This window comes from Candidatus Tisiphia endosymbiont of Micropterix aruncella (genome assembly GCF_965178575.1).
Lineage (GTDB): Bacteria > Pseudomonadota > Alphaproteobacteria > Rickettsiales > Rickettsiaceae > Tisiphia.
The window spans coordinates 1,307,729-1,322,856 of record NZ_OZ238268.1; the positions used below are offsets into that span (position 1 = coordinate 1,307,729).

A 15,128-nucleotide genomic window follows, 5' to 3' on the forward strand; every position below is an offset into this window, starting at 1 on the left:
ACTATGGTAATGGTACTTACAGAACCAAAAATTATGTCATTCCTAGCTAAAAGCTGGAATCCAAAAAATAACCTGCAAAGGCTATTGAATATTATGGATTCCGCTACCTGTGCGGGAATGACATAAAGGGAAGCAGGGACATATATAGTGAAACCTATTGAATTAGGTGATACACATTTTGTGTCATACCTGCGAAAGCAGGTATCTAGATTCCCGCCTACGCGGGAATGACAACTTACAATCGTCATGTTCTTTGTCACCTGATTCTAAGGGTTTAACTATACAATTCAGTATAGTTAATGGCAATTACTAGAAGCTTTACCCATCCCTACTGTAGTGTTATAGCCACAATCTACATAATGTATTTCACCAGTAACTCCTTTTGCTAAGGTACTCAGCAAATATAATGTAGCCCCTGCAACATCATGCTGAGAAGTGTTTCTGCGTAACGGCGATGCAGCTTCATGGAGAGCTAACATAGTTTTGAAATCATTAATACCACTAGATGCTAGAGTTTTTATAGGACCAGCTGATATGGCATTTACTCGGATGTTATTTGATCCCATATCAGTTGCAAGATATTTTACACTAGATTCTAACGCAGCTTTAGCAGGTCCCATGACATTATAATTAGGGACTACTTTTTGTGAGCCATAATAAGTTAGGGTAAGGATACTACCACCATCTTTCATCAAAGGTTCTGCACGTTTTGCCAAGGCAATTAGAGAATAACATGATATATTCATGGTATTAAGAAAGTTAGACAATGAGGTATCTATGTATCTGCCTTTTAATTCATTTCTATCAGAAAAAGCAATAGAATGAACCAAGAAATCGAGTTTGCCCCACTTCTGCTCAATAATTTTAAACAAATTATCAAGTGATTCTGCATCTGTTACATCACACGGAACAACGAAATCACACTTAATTTCTTCAGCAAGTGGTATAACGCGTTTTGCAAGCACTTCTCCTTGATAGGTAAAGGCTAAGTTTGCACCATGTTCTTTGACCATTTGAGCAATAGCCCAAGATATTGATAAATTATTAGCGACACCTGTAATTAATCCCTTCTTACCATCAAGCAAACCAGTGACTTTAACTTGCATATATATTCTTTTATTTTTATTAAAACCTTGCCCAAACAATAGCATGATGTATATTTTTGTAAACAACTTTTATCAAAATAACATTAATGTTCTCATCCAAAATATTCACCCTGATTTCAGGTATGATTAGTGGTTTAGTTTTTGCTCCAATTTTCTTTATACCTGGATTATTTGCCTTAGCACTGCTATGTTATCAAGTACAAATTGCTAATAGCTGGAAAGAAGCTTCTATATTAGGTTTTATATTTGGCTATGGGCATTTTTTAGTCAGTATATACTGGATTAGTATAGGGGTTACTGTTTATATTGATGAATTTTGGTGGGCAGTGCCACTGGCATTATTTGGCCTACCAATTATTTTGGCTTGTTTCATTGCTACAATCTGTGGTTTCGGATTCCTAGCCAAGAATCATCATTTTTATCAGTTTATTTTTTGCCTTTATTGGGTATTTTTTGAATGGGTAAGATCATGGATATTTACCGGGTTACCATGGAATTTGCTTGGATATGCTTTTTCATTTTCTGATATTCTAATTCAGTCTTCTAGTATCATAGGAATATATGGTTTAAGTTTTATTGTAATATATATATCAACTAGTTTTTATCATATCTTTACTAAACAATATAATCTATTAAAAATATTATTAGCAAATTCATTGGTAATAATCGTTCTAATAACTTCCTACGGTTTATTAAAGCTACATAACAATCCTACCAGCTTCTCAAATATAAAAGTCCGACTAGTTCAGCCAAGTATTCCACAAATTGCTAAGTGGGACGTTGAAGAATTTTGGAAAAATTTTAATCTTCATATCGCATTGTCTAAAGAGCCGGGCAACGTAAACCTAATTATATGGTCGGAAGCTGCTATGGTAGCACCGCATGATTACCAACCAATCAAAATAAAAATATTAAAGATGCTGGAAAGTAAAAAGGCAATTTTAATTACTGGTGGTATAACAAATAATGGTAAGAACGGGGAGGATTTTGAAATTTATACGAGTTTATACGCTTTAACAGAAGTGGGAAATAAATTATTTGAGTATCATAAATCTCATTTAGTACCATTTGGTGAGTATATGCCTCTCAAACGGCTATTCCCATTTAAGAAATTAACCCCTGGGTTGTTAGATTATACCGCAGGAGATGGACAGATCGTTAGTCTTGATAAACCTAATATAACCATAAAACCACTTATTTGCTATGAATCAATTTTTCCAAATTTTGTTCGAACGAGTAATAAACTCTCAGATGTGATCATTAATGTCACTAACGATGCATGGTATGGAAACTCCACTGGCCCATACCAACATTTACAGATCAGTCGTATGCGTAGTGTAGAAAACGGTCTTCCTATGCTTAGAGCGGCTAATAATGGTATATCGGCTGTAATAGATCCCGTAGGCAGAATTATTCAACAACGTAGCATCAATGAAGTAGGTTATATAGATAACTTACTTCCCGACAAGCTAAAATTTGAAACTTTATACTCACAATTTGGAGATATATGTGCCTTGTTAGCAATAATAACTACCCTTATTAGTTACATTTTAATAAAAAATCTTATCAATAAAAAATTACTTGATTAAGTTAGAATACTATACTATCATTAGTTGTAATAGATAGGGAAATATTAAATTATTATAACAATGAATAAATCTAATGAATCAAAAGAAAGAATAAATATAATTGTAGGTATGCGTTTAAAAAAGCGTCGTATAATGCTCGGCATAAGCCAACAAGAATTGAGTGAAGCTATTAATCTTAGTGTAAAACAGATACAAAAATATGAAGATGCTACTACCCCAATAGCTGGCAGTATATTGTATTTTTTTGCAAAAATATTAAATGTATCTATTGAATATTTTCTTGATATAACTAAAACTACTGAGGTATCAGAGGATTACCTATTTGATACGCAATACAACAATAGTCTTGTAAATAATATTATTGCTGAAGATAAAGCAGAATATTTAGTACCTTTAAAATACGATACAGAAAAAGAAGTATCTTATCTTGTGGAAGGATTTACCGAGATTCAAAATCCACAGATTAGGCAGAAAATAGTTGAACTGATTAATTCAATAGTAGCATCTCAAGGTAATCAAGTCTAAACCGTAGTAATTAACTAGCTTTACAAGTTGTTCAACTTTTGAAGTTAGTCAAGTCAGTTGGATTTGATACTAAGAGTGAGGAGCAAAACCTAGTACTCACTACTCTAGAGAGAAATCGAACAACTACGTAACCTCAGTTCGATATAAGAATTAATAATTCTTATATCGAACTGAGGTTAAGTAAGATTGACAAATCATCCTTATGATAATTTGAAGCCCTTCGATCCCGGATCGAGCGTTCGCACCGAAGGATATCACTTGCCTAAGATGACGCCGCCAACTTAAACCGGACACTAGTACGCTTCGATGAGGAATCCATAATATCTAATAGCCTTTGCAGGCTATTTTTTGGATTCCCGCTTTTAGCTAGGAATGACATCGAAGCCTATTGAGCTGGATTGCACTGTTTTATCGGTTACCTAGTAGGTGCATCTGTTTTTTGTTTAAGCTTTACTCCAAAACTTGCTGTAGGTGCTTCTGTTTCTTTTTGAGGAGAAGTGACTGCTTTCCTCAACCCTGCTAGTGCATTTGTGATATCTGCTGAGCCGACAGCAAACCCAAGTCTATTTTGATCAGTCTGTGGCTTGGTTATTGGGGATTCTTTTACAGCTGTTTCTAATTTTCTAATATTAGCTAGTGGGTTTGTACTAGGCGAAAGAAGTGGCGGAGGTGGTGGTGGTGGAATTTCTCCAAACTTAGGTTGAACCTTAGGAGGAGATAGTATCTTTTCAGCTGCTGCCTTCTTTTCCGCCTCTTCCTTTAGTGCTGCTGCTATCCTTGGAGCATCTATCTCCTCTTGTCTTTTTTGCCGTGCTTCTTCTTCTCTTCCCAGCCTTTCAAATTCAGCAGCGTCTTTAGCATATGTTGGAGATAGCTTCTTATCGCCTTGCCCCTCATATCCTCGACGTGCTGCCAACTTTTTCTGCAACTCATTCATAAAGGAATCATCTGCTTGGTCTGCAGGTAATTCATTTAATGTTCGGTCTTCTACTTTGTTTAACTTAAAGCTACCCCCTGTTATAGCCGCCAACAAATCAGTTTGAGATATCTGTTGCAGCACTACATCAGAATGAAAAGGTGAAGGCGGAGGCGGTGGAGGCGGTGGAGGCGGTGGTGGCGGCGTAACTGGATCGTTAGGAGGAGTAACTGTTGCTTGCACTGAGATAGTAAAGTGTGCAGTTTCATGTACTACTACCGGTGCTGTGGTAGCCGTCGTTACATGAGGTTTCTGCTGAGTTTCTACCAAAGATGGGGGCAAAAGCCCGGTTTCTTTTGCTGGAATGCTTGTAGATATTTGTTCCTGCACAGGGGAAATACCCTTATCGTAACTTTTTTTTATAAGTTCAAGTTCTTTAATAAAATCTGCTTCTACGTGTTTTAACTCTTCTTTATGTTGTTTACTAAATGGAAATTTTAAAAACTTAATAAGAGAACGAGCCCATTCCTTTACTTTAATAACAATTAGGGAACTATTTTTACTGTTTTCGACCTTTTTGCTTAATGCTTCTAGATTTTTCTGTGAGTTACTTCCATCCGCAACATTTATCGTACTAGTTATAATCTCAGCAACATCTTCTAAATTTTTCTTATCAGGAGAAGATGGCGGCAAGCTAACATAAGCTGCAATTGCAGCCTCAGCTAGCTTATTCACAGATTCATTGGCAAAATTTAAGTTTTCATTACCACTTGTCATACAACTACTCCTACTTAATTAATATTTCTTAAGTGTACTATATAACGTTATTAATTTAACGAAGTCAAGGACTGTAACTAAAAAAAACAAATTTCGATGTAATAAATTATCAGTATCATCCCTATTAGGGGTGAACCCTTGATTCCCTTTCGATGTCCCTGCTAGCCACTATGTCACCCCTACTCGCCATTATGCCATCCCAGCGAAAGCTTTGGCCACGTGGATCACTAGTATGTCATTCGAGCTGCGGCGGGAATCCAAAAAATAACCTCAAAGGCTATTAGATATTATAGATTCCTCACCGAAGCAGGAATGACATAAAGGGAAGCAGGGATGAACAAAGTAGGGACATATACGATGAAACGATGTCTTATATAGAACTTAGGTTACTTTAGCATTTTTTGGATATATAGTACCGTTTCCCATTATTAACTACGCTAATACTACAGTTGTAGTTACTACCTAGAGCTGTCATTCCCGCGTAGGCGGGAATCTAAAAAAATAGCCTAAAAGACTATTAAACATTATTAGATCCCAGCTTTCGCTGGGATGACATCGTTTTGACATTAGTACTACAACTGTAGTGCTAAATAGCGTAGTTAATAATGGGAAATAGTATAATTAGTCTGAAAGTAGAAGTTTATTCTCTTAACTTACCTTGGAATTTCTCATAAACAATTGCAACAATTTCTTGATTCAATAAATTTAGGTCTGCTTCATTTAGCGTACGATCATCTGCTTGGAATTGCACTTTAATTGCTACCGATTTTTTACTAGATGGTAGTTTATCCCCTACATAAACATCAAATAGATCAACTGATTTTATTATTTTTTTATTAGAATTTTTTATATAAGTCATCATCTCGCCAACCGGCTGTTCTAGATTAACTACAAAAGCATAATCTCTAAAAGTTGGCTGGAAGTCGGAAACAATAAACTCGTCTCTTTTAGCAAACTTTGCTTTAGCAAATGGTATATTGGCAATATTTATTTCAAAGGCAAATATCTCACAATCAATATCAAAATGCTTTAATATAGATGGATGAATTTGTCCAAAATATGCTATGACATTTTTACCAAGTTTTATAAGAGCTGATTTTGTCGGATGATAATAAGGTAACTCAGTTGGACAAAATTGGCACTTATCAATCGATAAGCCAGTATAATTTAAAACATTTTCTAGGTCAGATTTAATATCAAAAACATCTACTAAGCGAGCTTCAGAATGACAATCTTTCACATGATATTGTCCACATCTTACTGCAGAAGCAAAAACCAACTCACCATCAGATGTGCAAGAGTTAAAGATTGGACCTACTTCTACCAAAGCAATTTCTCTAATTGATCTTGCTAAATTTTTTTGAACTAATTTAAGTAAATTTGCAATGAGGCTAGGTCGCATATAATTATTATCTACACTAATAGGATTTAGTAGAAATAATTCCTCTTTTATTGGAGCAAATAATTTTGCAACTTCACTATCCATGAATGAGTTTGTTACGACTTCATCATACCCACAAGTAGCTAAAATTCTTTTAATATCAGAAATTCTTCTTTGCTCTTTAGGTATAATCCTTGTTAGTTGCATTTCTAGTAATTTAATCGAGTCTAACTTGTCATAACCATAAATACGAACAATTTCTTCAACAATATCTTCTTTGATTGCTATGTCATGTCGCCAAGAAGGTATAGTAAGTTTTAGAGTATCACCTATATCTACTATAGCAAAGCCAAGTTTCTCTAAAATATTACAAATCTCTATCTTATTTAAGCTCAGACCAGTTATTTTAGCTAGACAATCTACAGGAAATTCCACGAATCTTTGAGCAAAGGTGATATCCCCATTATACACTATATCAGAAATTTCACCTCCACAAATAGATAAAATCATTTTACTCGCAATATTTAAAGCTTTTAAGGTAAATGCCTGATCAATATTACGTTCAAAGCGATATCTAGAATCAGTATCAATCTGTAGAGATCTACCAGTTTTAGTAATATATTTAGCAGAAAAACACGCCGCTTCTAGCAAGATATTTTGCGTCTCAAGCTCACTTTTGCTACTATTACCTCCTATAATACCAGCAAGAGTAAGCACTTGCTGGTTATCTTGAATTACCAAAGATCCTTCATCTAAATCATATTCTTTGCCATTTAAAGCTAGAAATTTAGTTTTTTCTTTAAGTAGTGTAATGTGCAGGTGATCTGATAATTTACTTCTATCGTAAGCATGCATTGGTTGCCCGAAGCTATACGATATATAGTTAGTGACGTCCACTAGGGCTGAAACCGGTTTTAGCCCAATATTTTGCAATAATTGCTTTAACCAATCAGGGCTTGTCTTGTTTTGTAAATTTCTTATTTCCCGAAAGTAGAATAATGGGCATGCTTCTTTATTTTCTATCTTTAAAGCCACAGTAGATTTAAATTCTCCGGCAATTGATGGTACTTCTAATTCTTTAAGCGTACCAATACCCTTGCTAGCTAGATCTCTAGCTATACCATAGACGCCAAGAGCATCACCACGATTTGGGGTAACGTTAATATCAAAAACTGGGTCATCATACCCATAATATTGTATAAATGGCTCTCCTATTTTAGCATCAGGCATCAGTTCTATTATACCATCAGAATTAGTACTCACTAATAGTTCTGCTTCAGAACATAACATTCCGCAACTTTTTTCTCCTCGTATTACTGACCCTTTAATTTTAAATTTACCATTAGGGATTTCACAACCTATTTTTGCCAGTACTACTTTAATATTTTCCCTAGCATTACTTGCTCCGCAAACTATCTGTAAAATACCTTCCTTAGTTTGGACATCACATATTTTTAGCTTGTCCGCCGATGGATGAGGTTTAGTAGCTAGTATATGAGCTACTTCAAAATCCTTTAGCTCCGTCCTTCTATCTATTACTTCTTCCACTTCAAGGCCAAGCATAGTTAAACATTCAGCAATTTCCTCAACAGAACTCTCGGTATCTAGGAATTTTTTTAACCAAGATAAAGTAAATTTCATCTTGTTAATCCTCCAGCTAGAGTTGGCAAGTCAAAAGCAGAGAAGTTATAGTGTTTTAACCATCTTATATCTCCTTCAAAAAATTGCCTGAGATCCTTGATACCATATTTTAACATAGCAAAACGCTCAACACCTAGACCAAAGGCAAATCCTTGATAGCACTCACTATCTATATTAACATTTTTAAGAACGTTTGGATGGGTCATACCACAACCAAGCACCTCAAGCCATTTATTGCTACCTTGCATCTTAATATCCACTTCTGCACTCGGCTCAGTAAACGGGAAAAAACTTGGTCTAAAACGTATGTCAATATTTGTTTGTTCAAAAAAATCTTTGATAAACTCTGTAATAATGTATTTTAAATGTCCCATATTGATATTTTTATCGATCACCAGCCCCTCAATCTGATGAAACATTGGTGTATGAGTCATATCTGAATCAGATCTATAAGTTCTACCAGGAGCAATAATCCTAAAAGGCGGTTTACCCTTTTCCATTGTCCTGATTTCCATCGTTGAAGTATGGGTACGCAACAATAAAGGCTGTTCTCCTTCTTTTGCTTTTAGATAGAAAGTATCGTGCATCTGCCTTGCAGGGTGATCTTCATAAAAATTTAGAGCAGTAAAATTATACCAATCATTTTCAATAGTTGGACCATACTCAATTGTTAACCCAAATTTTGCAAATATTTGAATTAATTCTTCGGTAGCTTGGGTAATGGGGTGTATGCTCCCCTTCTTATACTGCCGGGCTGGAATTGTTAAATCTGTCTTTTCTTCAGCAAATCGTTTATTTAATTCAACTTCCTCCAAGACTGCTTGTTTTGCTTCTAGCAAATTACTAACCTGCCCTTTAAGCATATTAACTGCTTCGCCTAACTTTCTGCGATCATTTTGCTCAAGACTACCAAGCTTTCTCATTTCTTGGTTAAGTAAGCTTTGTTTCCCAAGAAACTCCACCCTAATTTGTTGCAACTCTGATAGAGTTTGAGTTGATTCTATTCTGTTTTGTGCAGATTTTAGTATTTGGTTTAGATGATCCATAACAATAATAATATCGAGCCATAAAGATTAGAGTAAATTTTATTATATGTCTAGATTAATTAGAAGCAAATGTCAATAACATGGTATTGACAATGACTTAGAAAAAACTTGATTATCGAGTATTATTACTGATATAGTTATTATATTAACCTCAATTCGATGTAAGACATCGGTTTAATAGCCTAGGGTTGTCATCCCTGCCCCTTCGGATGTCACCCCTGCGAAAGTAGCGGGGTCTAAAAATAGCTATAGTAAGGTATGTTATATAGTTTTAGATACCATCTTTCGCTGGGATGACATAATGGCGATGATTACTTGAGCCTACTATTAATTTATTACATCAATAGTTGAGGTTATATTATACATGTATGATACCAGTGGCGTTTTATACTCGATAATCAAGTTTTTATTGAATTATATAATTCAGGACAGTTTAAAAGTCATGAAAAGAAGCTGAGAAAATGTCATTCTTAGCAACGGCGGGAATCTAAAAAAAATAGCCTAAAAGACTATTAAACATTATTAGATCCCAGCTTTCGCTGGGATGACATACACTGCCATGAATTGTAGCCTTCAGAAAAAAACTTGATTATCGAGTTATAATAGCTCTTGATTCACTTTTGGTTGTAAAATCATCCACTACGGTCACCAATTTTTATTTTAAAATGATTAATTTTAAAACTCTTTCAATTTACCTGCTCAGGCTATATTGTGGCTATTTCATCGGTATATTGCTTCTGCTTATCGGGGTTTTAATTCTTTCAAATATCTTTGACCTTTTGCAAAAATTTAAAGCTGTATATATTCCAACACATTTTTTTTGGAAACTTGTATTATACAAAATACCTTATTTAGTTAATGAAGTAGCTTCTCTTCTTAGCTTCATTGCGATGTTATTTTTTCTAAAAAGACTAACTAAACATAACGAACTAATAACTATTTTATGCAATGGTATACATATTTGGAGGGTTATTGCTGTTCCGGTTTTTGCAGCGGTGATTTTCGGTATAATACTAATAACTATATGTAACCCTATTGGTACATTTGGTTTACAAAAATATGAATCTTTAGAAGCAAAATTGAGTAAAAAGACTTCTAATAATTTTATAATATCAAAATCTGGTTTACTATTTTTTGAGAATTATCAAGGCAATAAAAGAATTATTCAGGCTGGGTCTATTGATGTAGTGAACAATAAGTTAAATAAGATTATTATATTATTTTTAGATGACAAAAATAATTTCTTAAAAAGAATTGATGGGGAACATGCTATTTTAGTTGATAATAATTTAAAACTAACTTCTGTAAAAATTTCGGATAACTATAATGTCAAACAATATGAGCATTTTACCGTTCCAACAAATTTATCAATAAGTAACTTACTAAATAGTTTTATAAATCCTGAGATGATTGCTATTTGGGATTTACCAGGTACAATTAAACATTTAGTAGAATTTGGTTTACCAATAACTAACTACCAAATTTATTTCTATAAACAGTTATTTAAGCCTATAATTATGGCTACCACAGTGATTTTAGCAGCCTGCTTTTTTAGTCTTAAGCAACGTGATAATTCTCAAGAAAAAATCTTAGTAATTGGCTTATTTCTAGGTTTTATTATTTATTTTCTATTAGAGATTTTGTTTAAAATACTCGCATATAATGCAACCCCCCCTTTCTTAGCTATTTTATTGCCAAATATATGTATATTATTTTTCAGTAATTTTGTTATTATGCATTCTAAAGAAACCTGATGCACGCGAATTCGGGATAAGAATTTATCAATTCTTATCCCAAATTCGGTAAAATTATAGAAACAATCAGATTTGAGACGGCTCTGCATCTGATTGTTAAATTAACCTCAGTTCGATATAAGAATTATTAATTCTTATCCCGAATTAGGGTGATGCGTTAAAATGATTTGATTTTGGAGAAATAAAAATGCTAACAAAATTTTTCAGGAAATTTGTATGTGATATGGCCATAGATCTTGGTACGGCTAATACTTTAGTGTATGTCAAAGGCAAAGGAATCGTACTTAACGAACCTTCTGTAGTTGCATTGATTAAAGTGGACGGAGCATTTAAGCCATACGCATTTGGTCAGGAAGCAAAAAATATGTTAGGACGTACCCCCACAGACATTGAAGCAAAAAGACCACTAAAAGATGGTGTTATAGCCGACTTTAAGGGAGCTGAAGAAATGATAAAATATTTCATCAGAACAGTACATAATCGTAGATCATTTACTGGTCCAATGATTATAATTTGTGTACCATCAGGTTCTACACCAGTTGAGCGTAGAGCTATTCAAGAAGCAGCAGAGAGTGCAGGAGGTAGAGATGTATACCTTATAGAAGAACCTATGGCAGCAGCAATTGGTGCTGGGTTACCAGTAACAGAAGCAACTGGTTCAATGATTGTTGATGTAGGTGGAGGAACAACAGAAGTAGCTGTCCTATCATTAGGTGGTATTGTGTATGCTAGATCAGTACGGGTAGGTGGCGATAAAATGGATGAGTCTATTATTTCTTATATTAGAAGGCATTATAATTTACTAATCGGTGAAGCTACAGCAGAAAAAATCAAAAAGCAGATTGGGGCTGCTTACGTAGATGATAGTTTAGAACCAAGAGTAATGGAAATTAAAGGACGAGATTTAATCCATGGTATCCCTAAAGAAATGCTACTAAACGAAAGACAAATTGCTGACAGTCTAATTGAACCAGTTAGTCAAATTGTCGAAGCGGTAAAAGTGGCGTTGGAATGCACTCCTCCAGAGCTTTCATCTGATATTGTAGATACGGGAATTGTTATGACTGGTGGTGGGGCATTACTTAGAAACCTAGATCATGTCCTAAAAGAAGCAACTAAACTACCGGTAATTATTGCTGATCAACCACTATCATGTGTAGCTCTTGGCACAGGAAAAGTACTAGAAGATTTTCAAAAATTCAAGCATGTGTTATTTAAACAAGATTAACCAATGGCATTACTTGCAAACAGAATAAAGCGTTCTAGTAAAATAGTAGAGTTTGCTAGATTTATACTTGTTACTTTGAGACGTGTTTTCGTTTTATTTTTTCTTATCGCCTCACTTTACTTATTTATTGCTGCTCCAAAAAGATTTTCTTCTATTTCTCTTGAAGTCGTTGGACATGTTATTTTTGGTGGATTGCTAATTCATGAAAACATATTTAAGCAAATTAATTTAATAACCCAAAATTTTATTTATTTACGAGACTTAGCAAGAGAAAATATCGAACTACAATTAGAAGTGGCAAGACTAAGAAACTTACAGAGCAATATATATTTGATCCAATCTGAGAATAAAGAGCTAAAAAAACTACTATCAGTTGTAGAAGAAGAGCAATATAACTATGTCAGTGCTAAATTACTAAGTGTTTCATTAAATCCCTTCAGTAAAACTGCTTTAGTGTCAGCTGGAGTGAGACATGGTGTGGAAGTTGATCAGATAGTTACCAACAGTGAAGGATTAGTTGGGCGAGTAATACAAGTAAGCAACAATTACTCTAAAATAATTTTAGTTAATGACGTAAACTCTCGAATCCCCATCACTACAGTATCTTCAAAAGAAAAAGGTATCATGAGCGGCTATGAGAACGGTAGCAAAATACTCTATTTACCAAAAACTCATCTTGTGCAAAAAGGCGAAAAAGTTATAACATCTGGTTATGGTAATATTTACCCTTACGGCATAACAGTGGGTTACGTAAAAAAAGCAAATGCAGAGAATGTTCTTGTAAAGCCTGTAGTTGACTTATCAAAAACTGAGTTTGTCAGTATATTGCTACCACAATAAGCCCATAGTACCCTACATTTTTTATATAACCACTATTAAAATGGCTGCTGATCGTCTATTAGCGAGGAGTCGCGAAAAAGCGGCGACGCGGCAATCCAGGATACGCGAAGCGTTACTCTAAAAAAACAGCTTCGCTGTTTACCTAGATCGCCACGGCATCTAAAGATGCCTTGCGATGACGATTATAGAAAAATGTAGGGTACTATGCAATAAGCCCCACAAGTGTCGACAGTTGTAGGATATTAACCTTCACGAAACCTAATAAAGTCTAGCATTCTACAAACATGGGATTAACAGAAGCAATAAGCGGGACGTCATTCTCTTGATTATGTTCTTGAGTAATGTCTTGCTCTACAGAATGACTATCTTTTGTTTCAAGTGCTACTGCTAGTAAGCTGTTTGTAATATCAACTAACTCTGCAATTTCCCCTTCTTTTTCTAGTAAACTTTTTAATTTTAATCCTTGTGGACTATTAAAAAAATCCTGCTTACGAGTTACTGGGCCTGCATTTCTCCACTCGTTCTTAAAATTACTAAATTCATAATCCCTCATTACACTAACTAAATTTGAATCATTACCCCAAATGAAAGAATTAAATATTTTTCCATCTACGGCATAACTGTTTTGTATTGCAGAAACATAATATCTATCAACATTTTCTTTACCAATAGTTGCCATTAATTCTTTTTCGCAAGCTTCTACAGGCCAATGTTCTAGAATATTTACTGGTGTCTTGTTGTCATCAACATACCATCCACCAAATGTTATACTCTTAGTTTGCTTGATTATATCAACAGGAAGAAGATAATATCCTCTTATTTCTTGACCATCTAGGTCTTTCGTTAAATAATCTAATGGCTTTAAACCTAGCAGATCTTCATGTGTATAATCAGCCCCTTTAGACTTTAATAGTTTAATAAGTTCAACTATTTCAGTATTTTTTTCTTCTGATACTAATCCTAAATGAAAACATAGCACACTCAAAGATGTTAGCCCATATTCATCAGTACCATTTGGATCAGCACCTTCATTTAGTAATTTTTGAGCTAATTGATATTGATTATGCTTGGTAGCTAAAGTTAATGCAGTATTGGTATACCAGCTTCTTTTCTGACCAGTTACATCTACATATTGATAATTCAGGAAATCTTTGTATTCCTCATCTGACAACTTACCTTTTGCATCATCAATTAACTTTTCAGCTAGTGGATATAATTTCAAGGCAATCGCAAAAAGTAAACAATTATTACCTGCTGGGTCCTGATGGTATACATTCTTAACATCACCATCTTCACTGTAAAATGTTTTATAACAACTACCTTCTATATCTTTTTCAAGAATATTATCTATCCCACATAATGATACATTGCTATCAAGCCCCTTATTTGTGCCTAGCAAAATAATTTCTTTCCTAATAGCATCAATAAAATTATTTTTTGAATATTCACTGTCACTTCTCATGTTTTTACCACCATAATTATTAAACCTTTTCATATAAAAAGCTATTTATATGTTGAGTAGTTAATATAAATTATATATTATAGTTATATTTTGAATAATTAATTTTTATAGTTGAGCATTATATACTAAAATATTAATTATACTACTCCAATCTTATTAGCCTTTCCGTTTTAAAATTAACAATATTTTTATACTAATACATTATGTTTGGACAAAACCCTAAAAGGCCAGCCATATTTAATGATGGAACTAGTCTAGAAATCAAAAGTATTTTTAAGACTATTCAGGGAGAAGGACCTTTTGTAGGTATGCCTGCTGTTTTTATTAGGCTTGGTGGATGCAATCTTGCTTGTAATTTCTGCGATACCGACTTTGAAGATTTTAATATATTAACTATTAACAATATTATCGAAGAAGTTGAAAAACTTACGATTAATATCAAGTTAGTGGTTATAACTGGTGGTGAGCCTTTTCGTCAACCTATAGAATTATTGTGCTATAAATTAGTAAATTTGGATTATATAGTGCAAATTGAAACTAATGGCACATTATATCGTGATCTTCCAGATAAAGTCCATATAGTTTGCTCACCAAAAGCTGGGAAAAATGGTTATGCACTATTGAGAGATGACTTACTATCTCATATTAATGCCCTGAAATTTTTGGTGGCTAACAATATACCCATATACTCTAACATACCAGAAGTAGGACAAAGCAAGTATAATATACCAGTATTTATTCAGCCTATGGATCAAAATAATCCGTTGCTAAATAAAGAAAATGAACGGTTAGCTATTGATTTGGCCATTAAGTATGGTCATCGCCTTTCCTTACAAACTCATAAGATTTTGGGTATTGAGTGA

The 15,128-nt window shown here is 34.0% G+C and carries 11 protein-coding genes; 6 read left to right on the plus strand and 5 right to left on the minus strand.

Annotation, left to right across the window (positions count from 1 at the left end; translation table 11 throughout):
- Window positions 1-296: 296 nt before the first annotated feature.
- Entirely contained in the window at window positions 297-1,106 is an 810-nt protein-coding gene (locus ACN1AG_RS06400) for an enoyl-ACP reductase FabI (protein WP_417904757.1), read from the minus strand.
- Between the two features lie 86 nt (window positions 1,107-1,192).
- Between ACN1AG_RS06400 and lnt the strand changes: the two genes are divergently transcribed.
- Both lnt and ACN1AG_RS06410 read left to right on the plus strand, forming a co-directional pair.
- Window positions 1,193-2,695, plus strand: coding sequence for an apolipoprotein N-acyltransferase (gene lnt, locus ACN1AG_RS06405; protein ID WP_417904758.1), 1,503 nt, complete (start codon window positions 1,193-1,195; stop codon window positions 2,693-2,695).
- Between the two features lie 60 nt (window positions 2,696-2,755).
- Window positions 2,756-3,220 carry a helix-turn-helix domain-containing protein gene (locus ACN1AG_RS06410; RefSeq protein ID WP_417904759.1) on the plus strand — a complete coding sequence of 155 codons (465 nt, stop codon included), beginning with the start codon at window positions 2,756-2,758 and terminating at the stop codon, window positions 3,218-3,220.
- Between the two features lie 415 nt (window positions 3,221-3,635).
- On the opposite strand, the gene ACN1AG_RS06415 is transcribed toward ACN1AG_RS06410, so the two are convergent.
- From ACN1AG_RS06415 to pheS, 3 genes are all read right to left on the minus strand, one after another.
- Window positions 3,636-4,913 (minus strand): hypothetical protein, encoded by a 1,278-nt coding sequence (locus tag ACN1AG_RS06415; protein ID WP_417904760.1) that lies wholly within the window; start codon window positions 4,911-4,913, stop codon window positions 3,636-3,638.
- Window positions 4,914-5,553: 640 nt separating this feature from the next.
- Window positions 5,554-7,935 carry a phenylalanine--tRNA ligase subunit beta gene (pheT, locus tag ACN1AG_RS06420; RefSeq protein WP_417904761.1) on the minus strand — a complete coding sequence of 794 codons (2,382 nt, stop codon included), beginning with the start codon at window positions 7,933-7,935 and terminating at the stop codon, window positions 5,554-5,556.
- On the minus strand, window positions 7,932-8,981 hold the full coding sequence (pheS, locus tag ACN1AG_RS06425) for a phenylalanine--tRNA ligase subunit alpha (protein WP_417904762.1): 1,050 nt from the start codon (window positions 8,979-8,981) through the stop codon (window positions 7,932-7,934). Before pheS ends, pheT begins: the two co-directional genes overlap by 4 nt.
- A gap of 665 nt (window positions 8,982-9,646) precedes the next feature.
- On the opposite strand from pheS, the gene ACN1AG_RS06430 reads away from it, so the two are divergent.
- From ACN1AG_RS06430 to mreC, 3 genes are all read left to right on the plus strand, one after another.
- Window positions 9,647-10,735 (plus strand): LptF/LptG family permease, encoded by a 1,089-nt coding sequence (locus ACN1AG_RS06430; protein WP_417904763.1) that lies wholly within the window; start codon window positions 9,647-9,649, stop codon window positions 10,733-10,735.
- 187 nt (window positions 10,736-10,922) lie between these two features.
- A complete protein-coding gene (locus ACN1AG_RS06435; RefSeq protein ID WP_341753644.1) occupies window positions 10,923-11,963 on the plus strand; it encodes a rod shape-determining protein in 1,041 nt (346 codons plus the stop codon).
- A 3-nt stretch (window positions 11,964-11,966) separates the two neighbouring features.
- Window positions 11,967-12,803 carry a rod shape-determining protein MreC gene (gene mreC / locus ACN1AG_RS06440; RefSeq protein WP_417904764.1) on the plus strand — a complete coding sequence of 279 codons (837 nt, stop codon included), beginning with the start codon at window positions 11,967-11,969 and terminating at the stop codon, window positions 12,801-12,803.
- Between the two features lie 268 nt (window positions 12,804-13,071).
- Here mreC and ACN1AG_RS06445 read toward each other — a convergent pair whose 3' ends face one another.
- A complete protein-coding gene (locus ACN1AG_RS06445; protein ID WP_417904765.1) occupies window positions 13,072-14,298 on the minus strand; it encodes an ankyrin repeat domain-containing protein in 1,227 nt (408 codons plus the stop codon).
- Window positions 14,299-14,468: 170 nt separating this feature from the next.
- On the opposite strand from ACN1AG_RS06445, the gene ACN1AG_RS06450 reads away from it, so the two are divergent.
- Window positions 14,469-15,128, plus strand: coding sequence for a 7-carboxy-7-deazaguanine synthase QueE (locus ACN1AG_RS06450; protein ID WP_417904766.1), 660 nt, complete (start codon window positions 14,469-14,471; stop codon window positions 15,126-15,128).